Source organism: Microbulbifer maximicatervae (SeqCode) (assembly GCF_052467825.1).
In genome coordinates this window covers 4660840-4680301 of the sequence record NZ_CP174327.1, presented here as the reverse complement: position 1 = coordinate 4680301, position 19462 = coordinate 4660840, and the positions used below count along the sequence as shown (strand labels likewise).

Genomic DNA, 19462 nt, shown 5'->3' with positions numbered 1-19462 from the left:
AGCCCGTGATCAACGGGCTTGTTGTTTTATGTCATTGGCACAAGTGGTGTCGATAACCGTATATTTAGTATTGAGTAAATGGTGTTAGCGCGCTGTGGACTCCGTTTGGAAAATAGAATTAGAGCATTTAATGGCAGAGCAAAAGTTTGACCTGGTAGTAATTGGTTCTGGCCCGGCTGGAGAGGCCGCCGCAATGAGCGCAGCAAAAAAGGGCATGCGCGTTGCGGTTATTGAAAAGCGCCAAGTGGTTGGTGGTAATTGTACTCACAAAGGTACCATTCCCTCCAAGGCGCTGCGCCACTCTGTCAAACAGTTGATGCGTTATAACACCCAGAGCGTTTTTCGCGCATTGGGTGAACCCCGCCGCCTTACTTTCCCCCAGGTAATGCAGACGGTGAATAAAGTCATTTCCTATCAGGTGGAAATGCACACTTCATTTTATGCCCGCAACCGGGTTGAGCTGATCGTCGGCGAAGCTAAGTTCCGCGATGAACATACTGTCGAGGTGCTTATGCCCGATGGTGCGGCGGAAACTATTACAGCGAAGAAATTTATTATTGCTACTGGCTCACGCCCTTATCGCCCCGCCGATGTAGACTTTGATCACGAACGGGTCTACGACAGCGATATGATCCTGGACATGCAGCACACCCCTCACTCCATTATGATCTATGGTGCTGGTGTTATCGGCTGTGAATACGCGTCTATCTTCGCTGGCCTCGGCGTTAAGGTGGATTTGATTAATACCCGTAACAGCCTGCTGGAATTTCTTGATGATGAGATTTCTGATGCACTGAGCTATCACCTGCGCGATATGGGCGTGACTGTTCGCCACCAGGAGGAGTATGCGCGGGTACTGCCCAATGAGCAGGGCGTAATTATGGAGATGCAGTCTGGCAAACGTATTCATGCGGATGCACTGCTCTGGTGTAATGGCCGTACTGGCAACACCAGCTCCCTCGGCCTGGAGAATGTCGGCCTGGAAGCGAACCATCGCGGACAATTGAGCGTTGACGATCACTACTGTACCGAAATTGAAAATATCTTTGCGGTAGGTGATGTGATTGGGTGGCCGAGCCTTGCCAGTGCCTCTTATGACCAGGGGCGTGCGGTTGCAGCAGCGATTGCGGGCCGTGGCCATCGAGTAATTGAAGATGCGCCTACCGGGATTTATACCCTTCCAGAGATTTCCTCTGTAGGTAAAACCGAATCAGAGCTAACCGCAGCCAAAGTACCCTACGAAGTGGGCCGCGCACTGTTCAAGCACACTGCGCGGGCGCAGATTTCTGGTGAGCGCGTAGGCATGCTCAAGATTTTGTTCCATATCGAGACTCACGAAATCCTGGGCATTCACTGCTTTGGGGCAGAGGCAGCTGAGATTGTGCATATTGGCCAGGCCATTATGAAACAGCCAGCACCGAATAATTCAATCGATTATTTCGTTAATACCACCTTTAACTACCCCACCATGGCAGAGGCATATCGCAGTGCTGCGCTGGATGGGCTCAACCGGGTTGCCCGCCTATGACAGAACCCTCACCCAGTGAGTTTCAGGCGTTGGTAAAGGAGTTTTTTGAGCAGATTCCTTTTAATCAACAAATTGGACTTGAGATGCGCGACCTGGACCTGGAGGCGCTCACACTTTCCGCAGGCTTTGAACTGAACCCACAGTTGATCGGCAATGTGTGGAAGAACATCCTGCACGGTGGCGTAATTGCCACCGCCCTGGATACGGTTGGTGGTTTGACCGCAATGGTCGCCGCCTACCAGCATCTGGGAGATGTGCACTGGAAAGAAAAAGTGGACCGCCTATTAAAGCTGGGTACGGTCGACATGCGTGTTGACTACCTAAAGCCGGGCAGGGGAGAACACTTTCTCTGCCATGGCTCAATTCTGCGCACCGGTAACAAGCTGGTTGTAACGAGAATGGAGTTGATTAACGACACGGATGAATTGATTGCTACGGGTACGGCAACTTACCTGTATTGACCTTAGTCCGAGCCAACCCTTGGCTCGGAGACCTCCTTAGATATACCCCTTAGATGTACCCCTTATCCACTGGCTTTCTTTAAGGTGTTTATTGTTATGAGTGAAATCCTCGCATTTGCTGCAATCTCTCTTTTGTTGGTTATTTCACCAGGGCCGAACAGCGTCCTGATTCTTAAAACAGTAGCTAGTAGGGGGCTGAGGCCGGGAGTAGAGAATATTTTTGGGCTGGTTTCAGCAACATTTGCCCATGGTGCCATTTCAATTTTGGGCTTGTCGGCGATTATATTGCAGTCGTCTGAGCTTTATACAATTATCAAATATCTTGGGGCTGCCTACCTGGTTTATTTGGGTGTGAAAACGATATTAGCCACGCTGTCAAAATCTTCCGTGAAGGATACAGGGGATGAATTGTTACCAATTACAGCAGCTCCTGGGAACTCATACCGAAATTTTGGCGAGGGCTTTCTAACCCAGATTCTTAACCCCAAGGTATCGATGTTTTATCTTGCGGCCTTTCCGCAGTTTATCTCAGTTGGCAGCTCTAGTTACTATGAGGCTTTCCTGCTGGTCTCACTTCATGCATCAATAATATTTCTGTGGTTTCTGGCACTTGCGACTATGTTGTCGAAGTGGAAAGTGGCTTCCATTGGTGGGAATATGCAAAGATGGGTTCAGCGTTTTAGTGGTGGCCTATTGATTGGTTTTGGCAGTTTAGTGGTTCGCCAGGATACTTAAGATTCTCTCGTGTAACTGATGTTGTTTCCAGGGCTTCCAGTATTTATTCTTTCCGCCCTAGGTTAAAACTTCCCCTGGCAGGTATGGAGCACAACAATAGCAATATCCCTCCGTGACAAAAAAGAGCCACGATGTAGTGGCTCTTTAGTCTTTTTGATCCAAGTTCATTGATTCTTTCTTCTGATCGTTTGTTTATGTCTCTTTTGAGTACGTTATGCGGTGTAGCGAAAGTTACTGATTGGTGCCTGTTTACCGAGGGTAATTAAATCAATGTATTGATTTAAAATTAACTGGGTGTTTAGTCAAATTGCTGTACTGATAAGTATATTTAAAACCAGTCTCTATTTAGGTAAACCGAAATACCTTGTTACCTGTAGTGAATTTTAAATAACAATAATTATTTTGTGGTTGTTTTGCCTGATGGTGACATTGATCGCTTGTCGTGGACTTGTAGTCTGTAAAAATATAGCATGTTGAAAACGCTATATTTTCGACCATTCAAACTAATATAGTCATTGCTAAGCTGCGTTTTAATTTTAAGGTTCCCTTAAAGGTGGGTGATACCTCAGTGTTTTGTTTGTCACTTTCTTGTGATGAGTTGATCGGTTGAGGTGCAGTCTTTGAATTTTTGTCGTGGTTTTTAAAGGAAGTGTTCGGGTGATATTTTTTCTAATAATAATTAATCACTAAATTTGCACATTGCTTGCATAAAGCCCGGATAATATAAATAAAGCCGAATGTTCGGTTGTGATGTGAGGATAAAAAATGCCAAGTTTACTGAATAGTGATGCAAGTGCGTCCAATTACGGTGGGCAGTTAACCTGGAAGTTCAGTCAGGGAAGCTATTCAAAAATCACCAAAAAGCATCCACATACCAAGGGTGGGATTTGTGAGGCTCTGTCAGTTAGTTGGATCAGTAAAGCCCTTCAGTCGGGGCTTCAGGATGCCCTAACGACTGGTAATAGTATCGATGAGACAAAAATAGCGGTGGTCGCCCAGCGCTTCGCCTCTATGTATCGATTTAAGTTTGCAAATGGAAGTGAGGGTAGGCCTAGCACATCTCATGAGATGATTAAGGAGACTAAACAATATTTGGAGTCTCAGGGATTTCGCAATATTGGGCAGGCGGGTAGCGGTATTGCACAGAAAAAGAAAAGTCCTTCGTTGAACGATCAGTTCGCAGCATCTTTTGATGTTCTTGAATCCAAAGACTGCTTCAAGCAGCAGTCCAATACTATCCACTGCGTCTTAAGGACGGCTGGTACTGGTTGGGGACATGCGATGGCATTTCGTGTTGAGCCATCTGCTGATAAAGTAAGTTATTTTTTTGATCCTAATAAGGGTGAGTTTAAATTTCTTAAATATTCACAATTTAGAAAGTGGTATGAGCACTATCATAGTGATTCGAGGTTATATAGAACTTCAAGGGCTTTGGGGTTTGATATCTTTGTGCATAGCGACAGATAAATTAGGGCTTGTGAGTTAGCGCTTGCGCATTTGAAGAGCACTTTGGATAGTTGGGTAGGGTGTCTACGGGTTGTAAACCTAGAGGAGCCGCTCTCCCTTCTACTTTAGGTTCATATAGTTTTTATTGTTGACCTTCCGTTTTTCGAGCGTGTTTTAGCATAAACTTTGAAGGGCCTTTGTGAGCCAAAACTCTGGCTACTCGCTTAAATTATAAGTCTCGCGCTGACATAGTTTTTGAGTTTGTAAAAATAGGTTTTCAGCTCACTTTCAATATGTTCACTTGGCCTCTCAATACTCTTTTCTACTTTTTACAATTGCCGATGATATGTTCGCTTGGCTCGGAGGTGTTCAGCCCTTTTCTTGGGTCTATTCTTGGCGTTCTCAGTATCTCTTGCTAAGGCTATCGGATTAGACCAATTCTTCGATTTCAGTCTAGCCCTTCAAAGAAACCTTGCGGAGTGCGCTTTTAGGGGTAGGGATAAGCTTAACTGCTGGGTTTATACTGTCATTGCTAAGCGGCTTGGAACAAGCGGTTTTGGCAGAGGGTTTCACATCTTTCGCGAGCGGTGTTTGCAGCTAACAATTATCCTTGAGAAAATCACCGGCGCCTTTCTCTGAGAACTGCTAGTACCTTACATTTCAGGGGTTAATAACTTATCAATGGGAATCTCAATCCAAATGCTGGGCGACCTGCTGGTCTCCCGAGATGGCAGCCCAGTTAATCTACCACCTTCAAGAAAAACTCGAGCACTTTTGGCTTTCTTACTGTTGGCTGCGAGACCTCACAGGAGAGATCGCTTATGTGAGATATTTTGGGAGCTGCCCGATGATCCGCGTGCCTCGCTGCGCTGGTCTTTGAGTAAAATTCGATCCATTGTCAACGACCCAGAAATAGAGCGCCTCATTGCTGATAGAGAGCGTGTCAGCTTGGATACGGAAGGCATTTGTATTGATGTTGCCGAAATAGCACTTAAGCTTGATTCCCCCGGCGTTCTGGCAGCAGAGCTGGAAGATATCCATCGACAGCTGCAGGAACCTTTCCTGGATGGGATCGATCTGCCCGATCAAGAACTATTTCAACGGTGGTTGATGTCTGAACGTCAAGAGATTGTTCAATTGGAAGGGAGGGTGCTGTCCCGCTTGTCCTCTCACCCGGGCGTCCCTATACCGGACCAGTTAACTTGGGCCCGCAGCTGGGTGGCATTGGAGCCCTATAACCCAAACGCTGCAACGCAGTTACTGCATTTGTTGAGCTCATTGGGATTGAGTAGTGAAGTGGAGTTTGAACGGACAAGGCTTGCTGAAAGATTCCGCAAAGCAGGCATTACATGGTCGCCCTGCAGGCTTGGTGAGTCGGTAGTTCAGGAGTCCGGTGATGATTTAGCTACGGGGCGTAAACTGCTAACTCAACAGAAGGTTGAGTTTTGTACGGCCAGCGATGGTGTGCGTATTGCCTATGCCAAGATGGGAGAGGGGCTTCCAATAGTTAAAGCCGCAAACTGGTTGAGTCATTTAGAGCATGACTGGGACTCTCCGATATGGAGTCCATTGTTTCGGGAGCTTTCTGTAGACCACCAGTTTATTCGTTACGATGAGCGTGGGAATGGCCTGTCGGATTGGGAGGTTGAAAATATCTCTTTTGAGTCGTTTGTTACAGACCTTGAAACTGTTGTCGATGCCTGTGAAGTTGATAACTTTACTTTGCTAGGTATATCGCAAGGAGCGGCAGTATCTATTGAATATGCAGTAAGACACCCAGAGCGAGTTAGGCAGCTGATTTTGTTTGGGGGTTATCACGCAGGTTGGCGAATAGGTGCCAGTGAGGCCACGGTAAAAGAGCGCGAAGCAGTAATGACCCTGACAGCGACGGGCTGGGGGCAGGATAACCCTGCTTATCGGCAGATTTTTTCCACGACATTTATGCCAAGCGCGAATGCCAGGGAATTAGAGTGGTTTAATGAGTTTCAGCGGCTGACTACTTCGCCAGAAAATGCTGTCCGCTTCCTGTCGGTTTTTGGCAGTATTGATGTGCGGGACAAGCTTAAAGAGATTAATGTGCCCACTTTAGTGATCCATTCACTAGGGGACCAGCGTATTCCTGTTCAAACGGGCTGTGAAATTGCTTCTGCTATACCTGGCGCTCGATTTGTTGGTCTTAATAGCGACGGTCACTTACTCCTGGGGCGTGAGCCTGCCTCCAATGTATTTGTGGAGGAAGTTCGTCAATTTATATCAAAGCATTAATCGCCGATAGTGTGACCTATAAAAATAATAAGAGGGAGGGCGGTTCTGCAGTGCAGCCACCCTGCTCAAAAACCAACAACTAAAGCTCTCGAGGGTTGGCTATAGGTAAACAGCCAGTTCTTTAGCTGAAAGATAGCGAATAGATGCTTCTGGAAATTTTCGAATGATATCGAGGGCGGCAGAGCGGGCATCGGCCTCATCGGCATATATATTGGGGAGCTTAACATTGGAGGTTGTTCTACCAGATATATAGCGCATTACCACGATATATCGCCCTTTCCATTTGCCCCAAAAAACGTCATTAGGAGCGTTGTTGACTGAGGGCTTTTCAGGAGCTGCTTCTTTCTCTTCCTGGGGCTTAAGCTCCAACTCCGCTTCTTGCTCCCACATAAGTTGGGCAAGCCGATTCAATTCTTTAGAGTAACTAGTTGACATAAATCTCAAAGGCTTAAGAGTTTATTGGTTTAGGGTGTTTTGCTGATTGCTAATATTGGCAAATTAAAGAGTTAACAGAAAAGATCTTGATAAATACTAACCTATAGTTGAAATATAGAAGTTAAGTATGGGTATGATCTTATCCGCTTGCATAGTTTATATATAAAACTTCTCTCAATTTATCAATAAATATTCCGCTTGGTTCCATGGCACCTATTTGGTGCAGAGTCTGTCATGAAGAGCCGAGGGGTATTGTTAAGGGGTATTTTCCCACATTTTAGAAAAAAATCATACCTGGTACAAATCAAATGTTTATTAAGTTTAAAGATAGTTAAGTTAACAGCTGCATTACCCGGCAGTATCTTTGTGATTACCTAGCGGTTCTTGGGTGATTACACCAGAGTGAGGGACTTAATCAGGCAAATTGTTTGGGTTTTCCATAATTTACAAGGCCTGTAGATGGTTATGGGGTCTGCTTTAGATATCTTTTGCCAAATACCTGAGGTCTCTCATTACCGGGCTACTAGTGAATACTTAGAGTTTTTAAGTCAGTAATTTTCATATGGTGACACTATTTCTAATAGAATAGGCGATGCTTAAACCTCACAATCCCTCACTCTCAGAGACTCTTCTTGTTCCGTTTAAGGTAGTGTAAATAAATGTAAAGGGTGCACTGGGGTGTCTACTTGCTTTGTCGTGCATGAAGAATAATTGAATTTTTCGGAAGGGCCCGGTAAGTAGTGCAGGATTGTATGCTCCTGTTTATAGGTTAATTTACGAGACTTCCCCCTTATCCTGGCTAATAAAGTTGCCCTTCCCAAAGAGGTTGGCACTTTAGTCCTGCAAATAGTTTCGCTGTATCCGCCTTTCAAATGATTCTTCAAACGCTCAATTCAACGATTGTGAGTTTTAATGGCTGAACTCGAAAGCGGCTTTGTCTCCCCCTTGGTGACCACACACCCCGTGCACGGATCTCTTGATGAGTGCTCCCTGAGCACAGTGGAAACAAAAGTGTCGTGATCGGAGCATGGCTTCAGCTGAGTCAGGTGAAGCGTAAAGATACAGAAGAAGTAAATTTAGTGGTGAATTCCATGATTGCCCCTCGCCAAAAGGATTTGGACACTCACATAAGGCAAAATGTCTTATTTGAAAGTCAGTATTTAGGTGACTTATTTCGGTTTCAAAAGATACTTGTTTCACCAAATGGAAATGTTTCAATTGGGTTTTCTTCAGATTTTAATCTGACAATGGTGATTTCAGGTGTTGCTGATATCAATAGTGATGCTTGCGAATTCCCTATGGCTTCGGGGGAGATCTGGCTATCGAGTGAAATGAGCCATGTTACAGTTGATAATTTGTCTGAGAGAGAAGACCTAATAATCATCTGTGCGAGTATCAGCCCGGTCATGCTGACACGATTTTATGAGCGACACACTCGCGTACTGATTAAAGCAAAGAATGCTCTTGCACCCAGCGTGACAACGCTCCCCAAAAGCGGGCCTTTTGTTTTTCCAGAGTGTGATCTCACGCGCTTTACTTTGGATTCACTGAGTGCATTTAGCAAGTTAAATGACGAGAGTTTGAATTATTTAAAGCTGGAAGAATTACTTCTCTTAAAGCTGAAGGGTGCTTGCGGTTGTCGCTTAGCTGACGAGCTGCTTCGGCAGGTTAATCCGGTGAATGAGCGTTTCCGTCGATTTATGGAGGAAAATGCTACTCAGCACTGGCCTGTAGCAAATTATGCTAAACAGATTGGGATGAGTCTCACATCATTCAAGAATAAGTTTGGCCAAGTCTTTAAAGCTGAGTCACCAAAGGCTTGGATTAACGAACGTAGGTTACAACATGCTGATATTCAGTTGAAGACTACCAATAAGCGTTTAGTCGATATAGCTCTGGAGAGCGGATTCTCAAGTCAATCTTATTTTACCCAGCTTTATAAATCGATGTATGGGTACCCCCCTTCAGAGGTAAGGCAGAAATCCGTAAAGTCAGCTTGAAAAGGTACTTGTGATTTCTTGTGACCGTGTGCGCCTGGCCAGTTCCCGGAGAGCTGTTATAGTATTCGGCACTCTACGAATAACTAAATAATTGGTCCATAGAAATGGAAGTTAGAGAATTAGAAGGCCTGGAATTAGTGGGTTTTTATACCCGCACTAAGAACGCTAATGAGTCTGACCCAAAAACAGCAAAGATAACGCCAATGTGGGAGCGCTTCGGCGCAGAGGCTGCCCCCAAATTAAGGGGCAACCCTAAGGTATTTGGTGTTTACTCCAACTACGAATCTGACCATACCGGCTTTTTTGATGTGTATGCATGTTCAGATATGTTGTCGAAGGATATGTCTGAGGATTTCAAGTCGATTCAAATACTGCCCGGCAAATACCTGATGTTTTCCGCTAAAGGGGAAATGCCTCAGGTCGCCATTGATTTGTGGGGCGAGGTTTGGAGTTACTTCGCTGCGGAGGATTGCCCCCATCAGCGAGCTTTCACCACAGATTTTGAACAGTATGTGGATGGAAACGAGGTTCAGATAGCCATATCCATCAAGTAATTGAATCGCGTATATATACGGGCTATTTGACTCTAGGGTGAATACCAAATTGGCGAGCTGAATGCTCGCCCCTGCTGGGTAAGGGGTACTTTTTCATCCATTTCAATACCGAAGCGTACCTTGTCAAATAGAGTCCATCGGGGAGTGGGTATCTCCAGGGCGCGCAGGTAGTAGACGGCTCTTTCCTTGGGGTTAAAGTCGGGATCTTTGAATACCGCGACTAGCTGAGGGGAGCCGATGGAGTTGGTGTATTCCGCCGTCTTCATATCCACAGTAGTCCCAACCGGGGGTAGTTTCCCCTCGGTATCCAGTTTACGGCTTCCAGACCACTTCACATTAAAGATCTTCTCCCGGGTGAGTCCGCTGCTATCCAACCAGCCCTTGATGATTTGAATACGGTCCAGGTTGGCGCCCTCAGGGTCTTTCAGTGCTGCGATAAGGAATGTCGGTGCCTGTCCCTCACTGGCTTGAGGTAGCTTCCCGCCCATTGGCACGCCTTTTTTATAGCCATTGGCGACCAGATCACCGTGAATATCCTCATCGTTATAGTCATAGCCTCCAAAGAAGCGAACTGAGATCCGGGGGCCTGTGGTGGCGAAAGTCTCTTTGCGGTACATCGCATCCCATATTGCCTCCCGGGTATTCTCGTTGGCCCAGACTCCCGTAATGCCTGAGGCAGCTTGTTCCCAGCCGAAGTACTCTCCACCAACTCCCTTGAGCAGGGGAAATGCCCAGCGCTCCTTGTTGCTGGGTTCCAGGGTCTTGAACTTGCCAAAGAAGTTGTCCTGGTCCGGTGTAGAAAGCCCGGTATGGGTGTCGGTGGCTGCGTTTGCGCCTAGTACGAAAGGGTTGGTGCCCAGCTTCTCCTCCAGGCGTAGGCCAGACTTCAGTGCCTCCCTCCAGTACTCGTATTGCAGGGCACCGGGGGGCTTGGGCTTTAAGATCAGGTTGCCTCTATCCCACAGATCCCAGTTGGCAAATTCATCTTCCGGGGAGAGGGCAGGGTGGGACTCACTTTGTCCCTTTACCTGCACCAGCTCATAAAGGGGTTCATAGCGGGCGCGCATTTGTGCCCACTCTGGAGTGAGTTCGGAGCCATCAAACTGCCGCTCGATAAACATACGGCCATTAGACATATTGCCGTTGTGGGGGATGGCGAGCACCCGGCCGCCGGTTTTGTCTTCGTAGGCCTTCATCCACTCCCAGAGTTTTACCGGGTTTTCGGTATCAAACGTGGTTAGGGGGAGCAGGGTCTTAGTGCGGTCTGCGCCATCACGAAAAATAATATTGCGGTGCAGGTTGTCTCCACCATCGGCGTTAACTGTCCACTCAAAGGCAATAAAGGTAGAAAACTCTCCGGGTTTGTAATATTTCTCTGCGGCTTCAACGGTTTTTTCCCAGGCGGATTTCATCCATTTGGGATCCATTACCTGCTCGGGCAGTTTGCCTTCTGATTGAAGCACGATGACTTCACTTTTTGCTTCATTGGTCGCTTCTTCGCTGCCTGAAATTAATGCCTCGTGCCATTTCTTCAAGGTGGCATTGGACATCATTTCCGGATTGCCATCGACGATCTCGCTGATAACTCCCATACCGTCTGAATGATCGGTGATCATGAACCAGTCGTAAGGGCGGCTGAGCTTGGCTTTCAGTCCGCTGTTGGAGGTAACAGTTTCTCCGAGGGCAAATCGATAGGCGTCATCGGGAGTAAGAATTGCGCCATCCAACCCCGCATCTACCGACCAGCCAGTATGGACATGTGTATCGCCAAAATAGACATTGCGAGCGATGCGTTTATCGCTGTCCCGTTGGGCTTCCAGCTCCGCTTCTATCTCCGGTGCCATCGCCGTGAGCGGCCGTTGTTTTTCTGGAGTGGCGCCCTCAGTCTGTCGGGCGTTTGAATTTGTATTTTTATCTCCGTTGGACTTTTTACTGCAACTATAAAGGCTGAGTACAAGAATAAAGAGGAGCAGGGTTAATCCAGCTTTGCTCTTGTGCATCGATGGCGGCTCCATTTCCTGAATGTGTCGGATCGCTTTTTAACTTAAAAGAATTCGTTGCGAAGAGAAGATAAATTACAGCTAGCATAGTTGAGCGACTCTGTTTATTCGCGAATTGGGCCACACCGGGGGCCTTGTTATCTATCGGCACAATAGATAGTCTTCGGCTCAAGTTGAGTTAGCACATTTATGCAACTTCAAGAACATGGTTGGCTAATTCAGTCATATTGAAATATGGCTACGCAATAATCATCGCTTCGGGCGATAGGCAAAAGCAGGCATATGAGTAACAACGAAAAGCGTCCACTTTACATCCCCCATGCAGGCCCCTCCCTACTGGAAATACCACTGCTCAATAAAGGCAGCGCATTTAGCTTGGAAGAGCGTCTCGAGTTTAATTTGGTCGGTCTTCTGCCGAATACCGTTGAGACGATTGAAGAGCAGGCCAAACGCGCTTACCTCCAATTCCAGCAGTGTAAGACTGGCCTGGAAAAACATATCTACCTGAGGGGAATCCAGGACGACAACGAGACGTTGTTTTTCTATCTGATCGAACATCATACGGAAGAGATGCTGCCGATTATCTACACCCCCACTGTAGGTGCAGCTTGTGAAGAGTTTTCCAGTATTTATCGCAACCACCGGGGATTATTTGTCTCCTATCCGGACCGGGAATACATCGACGATATTCTGCGCAGCGCCACTAAAGAGAACGTCAAAGTCATTGTGGTGACCGATGGCGAGCGGATACTCGGGTTGGGTGATCAGGGTATCGGCGGCATGGGTATCCCTATTGGCAAGCTCTCTCTGTATACCGCCTGTGGCGGCATCAGTCCGGCTTATACCTTGCCTGTCACCTTGGATGTTGGCACCAATAACCGCACTTTGCTGAATGATCCCATGTATATGGGGTGGCGCCATGAGCGGATTTCCCAGGAAGAGTACGATGAATTTCTGGAGCAATTTATTGAAGCGGTAAAGCGTCGCTGGCCCAAGGTATTGGTTCAGTTTGAGGATTTTGCCCAAACCAATGCCACACCGTTGTTAGAGCGCTATCGCGACCGGCTGTGCTGTTTTAATGATGATATTCAGGGCACGGCGTCTGTAGCACTGGGTACTATTCTGGCTGCCTGCAAGACCTGGCAAGAGACCCTCGCCGCGCAAAAGGTGACGATCGTGGGTGCCGGCTCAGCCGGGTGTGGTATTGCCGAGCAAATCGTCAGTGCAAAAGTGCAGGCCGGTCTATCCGATGCAGAGGCTCGTGAACAGATCTTTATGTTCGATCGCTACGGGCTTGTGACTTCCGATATGAAAGGACTGCACGACTTCCAGGCAGCCTTAGCCCAGGACCCAAGCAGGTGCGATGGGGTTTCCAGCTGGGATCTTGAGACGCTGATCGGCAATGTCGAGCCCAGTATCCTGATTGGTGTGTCGGGGCAGGGGGGCCTGTTTACCCAGCCTGTAATCGAAGCGCTGCATAAAGGGCATCGCCGTCCTTTGGTGATGCCACTGTCAAACCCCACTTCCCGTGCTGAAGCGACTCCAACTGAGATATTCAGCTGGACCAAGGGCGAGGCTTTGGTAGCTACCGGCAGCCCCTTTGCAGCAGTAGAAATCGATGGTCATCACTATGCGGTAGCGCAGTGTAACAATGTCTACATATTCCCGGGCATTGGCCTCGGCGTGATTGCTTCCGGTGCTTCCAAAGTGACTGACGGTATGTTGATGGCAGCATCCAACGCCTTGGCAGAGCAGGCGCCGGTGGTGAAAGATGGTGAAGGCGCCTTATTGCCACACCTGAATGATATTCGCGATGTGAGCATGCATATTGCTCGGGCAGTGGCTGCCCAAGCGCAATTGGATGGCGTTGCGCCCAAGGTGAGCCGCGAGCATTTAGAGCGTTTGCTAGAGCGTAACTTCTGGCGTGCAGATTACCGCTCTTATCGTCGTCGCTCTTTCTAAATAAGAGCGCTGGGCCCGTTGCGACTATCGCTTCGGGCCTGTCTCTAAGCCAGCTTTTCCCCGGTATAGAAGGAGTCCGGCTGGCGCAACACCAAGTAATCCTCCCAGTGGAATCCCTGATTCAAAAACTCAATTGCTGCATTGACGCCAGATAGGAACAGGTGTTCGCAGTGGTGGTCCGGCATGGAAAAATCCAGCCAGTGCGGGTTTTCTCCGGTATCGGTGGGGTTGATGGGGATTTCTTTTACCAGCGCATGGTATTCCGCGTTCAAGCTCGCGCGTACATGGTTGTCGAGCATATTGCGACAAGTGCTGATCAGCCCCATCGCAAACCTTCCTACCTTATCTGATTTTGGCTGGTACAGGTCCACTTCCAACTTGATCCCAAAGGTTGGCAATTTGGGGGTGCCGATGGGTTTATGGAAGATATCGAAAGGGAAGTTGGAGACAAGGCCGCCGTCAACAAATTCAATATCTTTGGGAAAGCCAGCGCGGAAAAAACGTTTGGGATCACCGATGCCTTTAATGCTGCGCCAATTCTCGGCGACAGTATTGCACTCACTTAATTGGGGGATGCCCTTTACGGTGTAGGGCTTAAAGAAACCGGGTACCGACATGGAGGCACGCACGAACTCTGCCGGATTTACTGCGCTCGGATTATCGAAGTAGAGCGGCGCCTTGGCTGGAAACACCGCGCGGGTCTCGGTAGTGATATCCGCTGCCACCAGGGCAACCTCGCCGCTACCTATCAAGTGATCTGGTGTGCCGCGGTACAGGAGCTGTGGGAACTGGTTAATTCTCTGGTTGAGCTGTGCGGTGTTGGTAATGCCCAGCTGTTTCAACTCCGTTTGTAACCACTGGGTAAAGGTATCTCCCGGATTTAGCCCCTTATGTCTGAGCAGGTGCCGCAAGGTGCGGATAGAATCGAAGGGGTGCAATGCCAAACTACTCATCAAGCCTTTGCCCTTGAGCAGGCGCTGTACCGTTTTGCGCGCATAGCGCTCGCCATCTTCAAAACTGGCAAAGTCCGCATTGGCCAGGATACCCAAGAGCTTTTCGCTCTTGCCAGTGCTCGGTGTACCGGCCGCTGCCAAGAAGAGCGCATTGATGGCACCCGCTGAGGTTCCAGCAATTTTGCGAAACCGAATTCCCGCCTTTTCCAGAATGTAGGTATATCCGACCAGGGCGATCCCCAGCATACCGCCACCTTCCATCACGATATCGACATACTGAAGGCCCTGGTTGTCCTGTACATCACTGAATACTTTTCCTTCAATGGTGGACTTGGATGCCTGCCAGTGTGCATCCGCTTTTGCAATGGCGTTTTCAACCCATGGCGATTTTTGCATGTCGGCTTTCCGTACTGTGACAGCGATCTACAAGAGAATTTAGACAATTTATCCGCTTGTAGGTGAAAAAGGCAGGGTATCACCCAGAATCAAATTCGTCATAGCATCTAGTCGTCTTTATTTGCTTTCCCGCTTGAATACTACTTGACTCATTAAACGATGAAATATCTCGCTGTGGCTGTGTTTGGATATATAGCGGGATTCGTACTTGCTGGCATGGTCGATGCAATGGCGTGGTGCTTACCTGATGGAGACTGAGGGTGAGTTGTTCAGGAGGACGATGTCATTTGCGAGAACAGCTTCCCTTCACTGCGAAATGGGAGGTCCACTTGTCCAGCCCTTGAAACCCACTGAGAGCTCCATTTATTGGCTGGGAAATGGTTTGGTCAGGAGAGTATCTAGTTGTTGGACTATTTACCTGATAAGTGCCGCGCCCCACCCAAAAAGGTCCAGAGGAGCACTTTTGGGGTGGGGCAACGAAATAGCTTGAAAATAATGAATATTATTCAGCAGATAAAGTTATTGCCTATTAAATTGAGACACCCATATTGCCTTCAGTACCGACACAGTACCCAAATATTTCATGGAAATAGAGACTTTTACATTCAAAATTCGATGCGATATGGAAAGTGTCATTCGGAAATTTGGGGTCATAGAGTCCCAGGTTCCCCTTGGTTCCCACGCAGTAGATATCACCTCTTGGGTCACCGGGTCTAAAGGCAATCCAATCCAGTTTCCAGCCGCCAAGATCCCCCTGATTATCCCACTTGTTGTCAATTGGGTTCCACTTGCCTACATTGCCCTCAGTGCCAACACACCACATTTCCCCAGTGTTATCGAAGGCAATCATTTTTAGATCCCAGGGCTTTTCAATGTCTGGTTCCTCCCAGGCTCCAGTAGTGGTATTCCACTTGGCAAGATTACCTTTAGTCCCAACACCCCACATTGCATTTGACTTGTCAAATGCAATCATTTTGGAATCCCAGGATTGGTTGTACTCTTTTTTGTCAACGAGGCCAAAAGTTCTTGAATTCCACTTTCCGATATTATTTGAAGTTCCAACGCACCACAGGTTATCTTCTCTATCAAAGGTGACCATATTTAAATGCCACGTTGAGAGAAATCCTCTATCTTTAAAGTTCATTTCCATGATAAACCTCCTTAGGGTTTTTGGATTAGGGCTTTCTGATACCCTGGGGTGTCAAAATTTTAAGGCTTAAAGTGAATTCATTTGAAAGCTAATAAATAATTCAGTTGGAGCTTTGGTTACATTTTGTTGACAGTTTTCAGACAAAAAGTAGGCGCAGCCTTTTGAAAGAAAAGATGTTTTAGATGCGCTTAGCACTTTCCAGCAAAGACTTATATTGTGCTGGCCTATTTATTTTCCATTCGCCGGCTGTGGTCTATCCAATGGCGGCTATTACTGCAAAAAGTGAGATTGTAGCTTTGTGGATAATTATTTTTCTATTCACTAAAAGGCTGAGTTAAATAATAGAGCTGGCCACTCGGCTTGATAAAAACCTCCTAATCAGTTGTTTCAAGCGATCTTAAAACAAAGGGCTGTGGTTTAAAATCCTCCTCGACTAAAAGGGCGGGGATTGCTACAGGTGGTTGCTGCCTTTTGGTAGTAGTTAGTCAATATAAGGCCGATTAGCGCTACCAAATAGCGCGGGCTAGTTGGATTGATTTTTATAGGTTTCCACCTCGGCGCGTTTATCAAATAATCCTGACTTGTGGGATAGAATTTCTGTCAGATTTTCTCAGTGCTGTAGCAGCTTCGAAACCCTTAGGTAAACAGCTTCGCTCGAGCGGCGGGTATTTATTTATTGCATTTTCTGAGAGGTTTCTTCAGGCAGGAAACAGCTGTTACTAAAAGCGGAGAGTGAAAGAAATACACGGCGCTCATGCTTTCTACTGCTGCTACAGGAACAAGGGGGCGCTGAGGATTGTGATGATTTTCTGAGAAGCCAGGTGATGACGGTCTCCCCGGTTGATTTGAGTCCCGGGAAAGAAGCTCTCTATACGGCGAGGCTACGCGACATAGCGTCGGTCTGTGGGGGATACATACGCCAGCTTTATTGTATTGAGTAATGGTTGACGGTCATTGGAACTTCACTCCTTTGACGAAGTTCCAGGATGTGCGGCAGTACTTGAGTGATCAATCCGAAAGCCTTGATATTCGGTAATGGGGAGAGGTTCCAGATCGATATCGAAGCTTGGCTTTTCATGTGGGCCATATGCACATTGGTCAAGTAACGCGGCAAGGGCGGTATGAGAGCCCTGCGCCCATATCTCTACACTTTTGTCAGGTCTATTCAATACCTTTCCGACGATGCCCTTACTAAATGCTGAACGTTGAACCCACTTTCGATATCCAATACCTTGAACTTTTCCTTTGACCCTGATTCTCCAGTGTTGCAATTGAATTATGGTTTGTTCCAACTTGGGAAAGAGTTGCAGTAGCAATGCTGAGGCGACATCGCGCCCAACACCATAAGTGGGAAAGTAATGCCAATCTAGCGAAGGGCTACATGTGATTTGGCTTACCATCCAGTACTGAGAGGGTAATGGCCGACTAATGTCTTCTGCGACTATGTCGACTCCCGCAATTAGTGGATTAAATAGCGCCTCTACAGATTGGGTCGCAATTGATGCGAAATCTGCATGCAATATTTCACTGACGTCGCGAAAAAATTCTCCGAAGCGCTGTTGATGAGTCTCAATGTTATTACTTTCATAATTGCGGATTGGCTCTATCCCTCTTTCCAATGCGGCAACAACCTGTCCGCCAATGGTTAGGGCGCGAAATTTTCGGAGCCGAGAAGGTACTTTACCAGGATCATGGGTGGATGAAGTCAAGCTCGTATTGATCCCTGCTTCGTTTAGCCTCTTGTTTCGTAATACACGGTTTAGGCAGGCACGACGCGCTACTTGAGGCACAAGATCGGGGGTCGATTGATGAAACAAGACATGTTTGTCGCCGTATACGACACCAGAGATACTGGTGCTGATGTTGTAGGGCTTCAAATCGTATTTATATGCAGCCAAGCTGATCAGCGCGTTTTGTCGGTTTCGGAATCTTGGTGTGTAGAATGGATAGTTCCATGGTGCCGCTAGTCTGATAGGGTGGAGCCCAGGACAATACTGGCCTTTCTCGGCGTGCTGAATGGTGCGGGCTGGCCCGGAGGCACTGAATAGATATTCCAGAAGTAGCCTTGGGAGGTCGATCGGTTTACCAAAATCAGGAAAAACTGGTGTTGAGGTTGCAGAGTTTGTATTGACTTCGATCACATAGGGAGAGCTGGCTGTCTCGGAGGAGTTGTCAGGGACAATAATATCCACTCCAACATAGTAAATCCCAGGAAATGCACTGGCTGCACGCTCTGCAACCTGAATGACCTCAGTGTCGAGCCTGTCCAATAATTGAATACTTTCTCCTCCCGCAGAAATATTTGCTACGCCCGCCAACCAGACGCGTTCTCCTTCAGCAGGCACATATTCACGGGAGATACCATTCACATCCAGCAGTTCTGTTCTGAGTATGTAGTCCGAGTCCACTCGATACTTTGGATTGCGTTTGCTTTTATTGTTTTTTTTCTCCGAGATTAGTTCGTTGATGTTATGCCTTCCATCTCCAATGACGTTGGGTGCAATTCTCAGGCAGGCAGACACCGCGCATCCCCCGATAACATTCACTCTCAAGTCGCAGCCACTGATATGGCGCTCGATGATTATTTTATTTGATTTGGCGCTGGCGGTTTTCCAGGCATCTTGCAATGCATTGACCGATGTGATCCCCGTGGTAATACCTCGGCCATGACTACCTGTAACTGGCTTGATGACCACAGGGTAGTGAAGTGTTGAGAAATAGTCTGTTGCAGCTTTAATATCGTCGAAGACCCGACCTGTTGCCACGGGGACACCATTCCTAGCAAGCAAGTCTTTCGTCAGATGCTTCTGTTGAGCGCAAGCACGATAGGCCTCAGATACCAGTGCAGAGTTTCCGCAAAAGAGTACATATTTTTCTTGATATGTAATCTTGTATAAATCTTTGGAGTAATAGTCGACCTGCATTCCCATATCTTTGGCTGTTTCAGTAATCAACAGCTGATTAATTTCTCCTTTCATTCCGAAATACTTCGAATCGAGATAGCTATTTTCACGCTCAAAGAGGTCGCTTTTTAGCAGGTTATCTAAGGAGAAAGAGGGTGATTGCTTGGCATTGACGTTTTCAACAATTTGGGGCATGGCTGAACACTATTCACTGCATTGATGGGAGATTTGAACTGAGAAGCGCAATCAAAAAGGCAAGTATCCTGCCGAGAGTCAGGCCGCTCGTCATAGTATCTGAGACCACTTCGCAAGAATTGGGTGATGGCAAGCTTGCTAACATTTTGGCGTCGATAAGATTGAACAGCGAAATGCAGGATGATTCTTGCAGAGCCTTAGCCAGATTCTCTCAATTGGATATCGGCAGGCGCAGTATGATTGTAGTCAATGGGATGCTGTTGAAAGCTCGCTTCTACAATGAAGGGGAAATTGTGACACTTGGCTCGGAGCTTTTACCCTGCTTGATATGAAAACAAGGTTCAAAAAAATGAAGATGACTACCCTTGCGATACAGAAGCTCAATCTGGTTAGAGTTAGTTGGTTATATGCTCGTGTAAGATAGTTCTTCTCTATGGCGGTGAGTAAGAGGGTATTCTTGGTTTATAGGTGCGATTTAT

Annotated in this window: 13 protein-coding genes; 8 read left to right on the top strand and 5 right to left on the bottom strand. The window is 47.2% G+C overall.

Features of this window, described 5'->3' with window-relative positions:
- Positions 1 to 130 precede the first annotated feature (130 nt).
- From sthA to ACJJII_RS20570, 5 genes are all read left to right on the top strand, one after another.
- Complete coding sequence (gene sthA, locus ACJJII_RS20590) at positions 131 to 1528, top strand: Si-specific NAD(P)(+) transhydrogenase (protein ID WP_108733649.1); 1398 nt, start codon at positions 131 to 133, stop codon at positions 1526 to 1528.
- On the top strand, positions 1525 to 1989 hold the full coding sequence (locus tag ACJJII_RS20585) for a thioesterase family protein (RefSeq protein WP_282932335.1): 465 nt from the start codon (positions 1525 to 1527) through the stop codon (positions 1987 to 1989). The genes sthA and ACJJII_RS20585 overlap by 4 nt, the downstream gene beginning before the upstream one ends.
- A gap of 96 nt (positions 1990 to 2085) precedes the next feature.
- Positions 2086 to 2724 (top strand): LysE family translocator, encoded by a 639-nt coding sequence (locus ACJJII_RS20580; protein WP_444917557.1) that lies wholly within the window; start codon positions 2086 to 2088, stop codon positions 2722 to 2724.
- Positions 2725 to 3489: 765 nt separating this feature from the next.
- Positions 3490 to 4191, top strand: a complete 702-nt coding sequence (locus ACJJII_RS20575) for a YopT-type cysteine protease domain-containing protein (protein WP_444897692.1) — start codon at positions 3490 to 3492, stop codon at positions 4189 to 4191.
- 660 nt (positions 4192 to 4851) lie between these two features.
- Positions 4852 to 6435: a bifunctional AfsR/SARP family transcriptional regulator/alpha/beta hydrolase gene (locus ACJJII_RS20570; protein WP_444917556.1), complete on the top strand. Its 1584-nt coding sequence runs from the start codon at positions 4852 to 4854 to the stop codon at positions 6433 to 6435.
- Positions 6436 to 6534: 99 nt separating this feature from the next.
- Here the strand turns inward: ACJJII_RS20570 and ACJJII_RS20565 are convergent, their stop codons facing one another.
- A complete protein-coding gene (locus tag ACJJII_RS20565) occupies positions 6535 to 6870 on the bottom strand; it encodes a hypothetical protein (protein WP_444917555.1) in 336 nt (111 codons plus the stop codon).
- 1046 nt (positions 6871 to 7916) lie between these two features.
- Between ACJJII_RS20565 and ACJJII_RS20560 the strand changes: the two genes are divergently transcribed.
- On the top strand, positions 7917 to 8870 hold the full coding sequence (locus ACJJII_RS20560; protein WP_444917554.1) for a helix-turn-helix transcriptional regulator: 954 nt from the start codon (positions 7917 to 7919) through the stop codon (positions 8868 to 8870).
- A 104-nt stretch (positions 8871 to 8974) separates the two neighbouring features.
- A complete protein-coding gene (locus ACJJII_RS20555) occupies positions 8975 to 9424 on the top strand; it encodes a GyrI-like domain-containing protein (protein ID WP_413662422.1) in 450 nt (149 codons plus the stop codon).
- Between the two features lie 32 nt (positions 9425 to 9456).
- Here the strand turns inward: ACJJII_RS20555 and ACJJII_RS20550 are convergent, their stop codons facing one another.
- Entirely contained in the window at positions 9457 to 11424 is a 1968-nt protein-coding gene (locus ACJJII_RS20550; protein ID WP_444917553.1) for a DUF3604 domain-containing protein, read from the bottom strand.
- Positions 11425 to 11706: 282 nt separating this feature from the next.
- Between ACJJII_RS20550 and ACJJII_RS20545 the strand changes: the two genes are divergently transcribed.
- Positions 11707 to 13386 (top strand): NAD-dependent malic enzyme, encoded by a 1680-nt coding sequence (locus ACJJII_RS20545; protein WP_444917552.1) that lies wholly within the window; start codon positions 11707 to 11709, stop codon positions 13384 to 13386.
- A 44-nt stretch (positions 13387 to 13430) separates the two neighbouring features.
- Here ACJJII_RS20545 and ACJJII_RS20540 read toward each other — a convergent pair whose 3' ends face one another.
- The 3 genes from ACJJII_RS20540 to ACJJII_RS20530 all read right to left on the bottom strand — a co-directional run bounded on the left by ACJJII_RS20540 (position 13431) and on the right by ACJJII_RS20530 (position 18983).
- Complete coding sequence (locus ACJJII_RS20540) at positions 13431 to 14735, bottom strand: patatin-like phospholipase family protein (RefSeq protein ID WP_444893513.1); 1305 nt, start codon at positions 14733 to 14735, stop codon at positions 13431 to 13433.
- A 529-nt stretch (positions 14736 to 15264) separates the two neighbouring features.
- The gene (locus ACJJII_RS20535; protein ID WP_444917551.1) at positions 15265 to 15885 is read right to left on the bottom strand and encodes an NHL repeat-containing protein; all 621 of its coding nucleotides are present in this window, start codon (positions 15883 to 15885) and stop codon (positions 15265 to 15267) included.
- 962 nt (positions 15886 to 16847) lie between these two features.
- Entirely contained in the window at positions 16848 to 18983 is a 2136-nt protein-coding gene (locus tag ACJJII_RS20530; protein WP_444917550.1) for an acylphosphatase, read from the bottom strand.
- Positions 18984 to 19462: the final 479 nt, after the last annotated feature.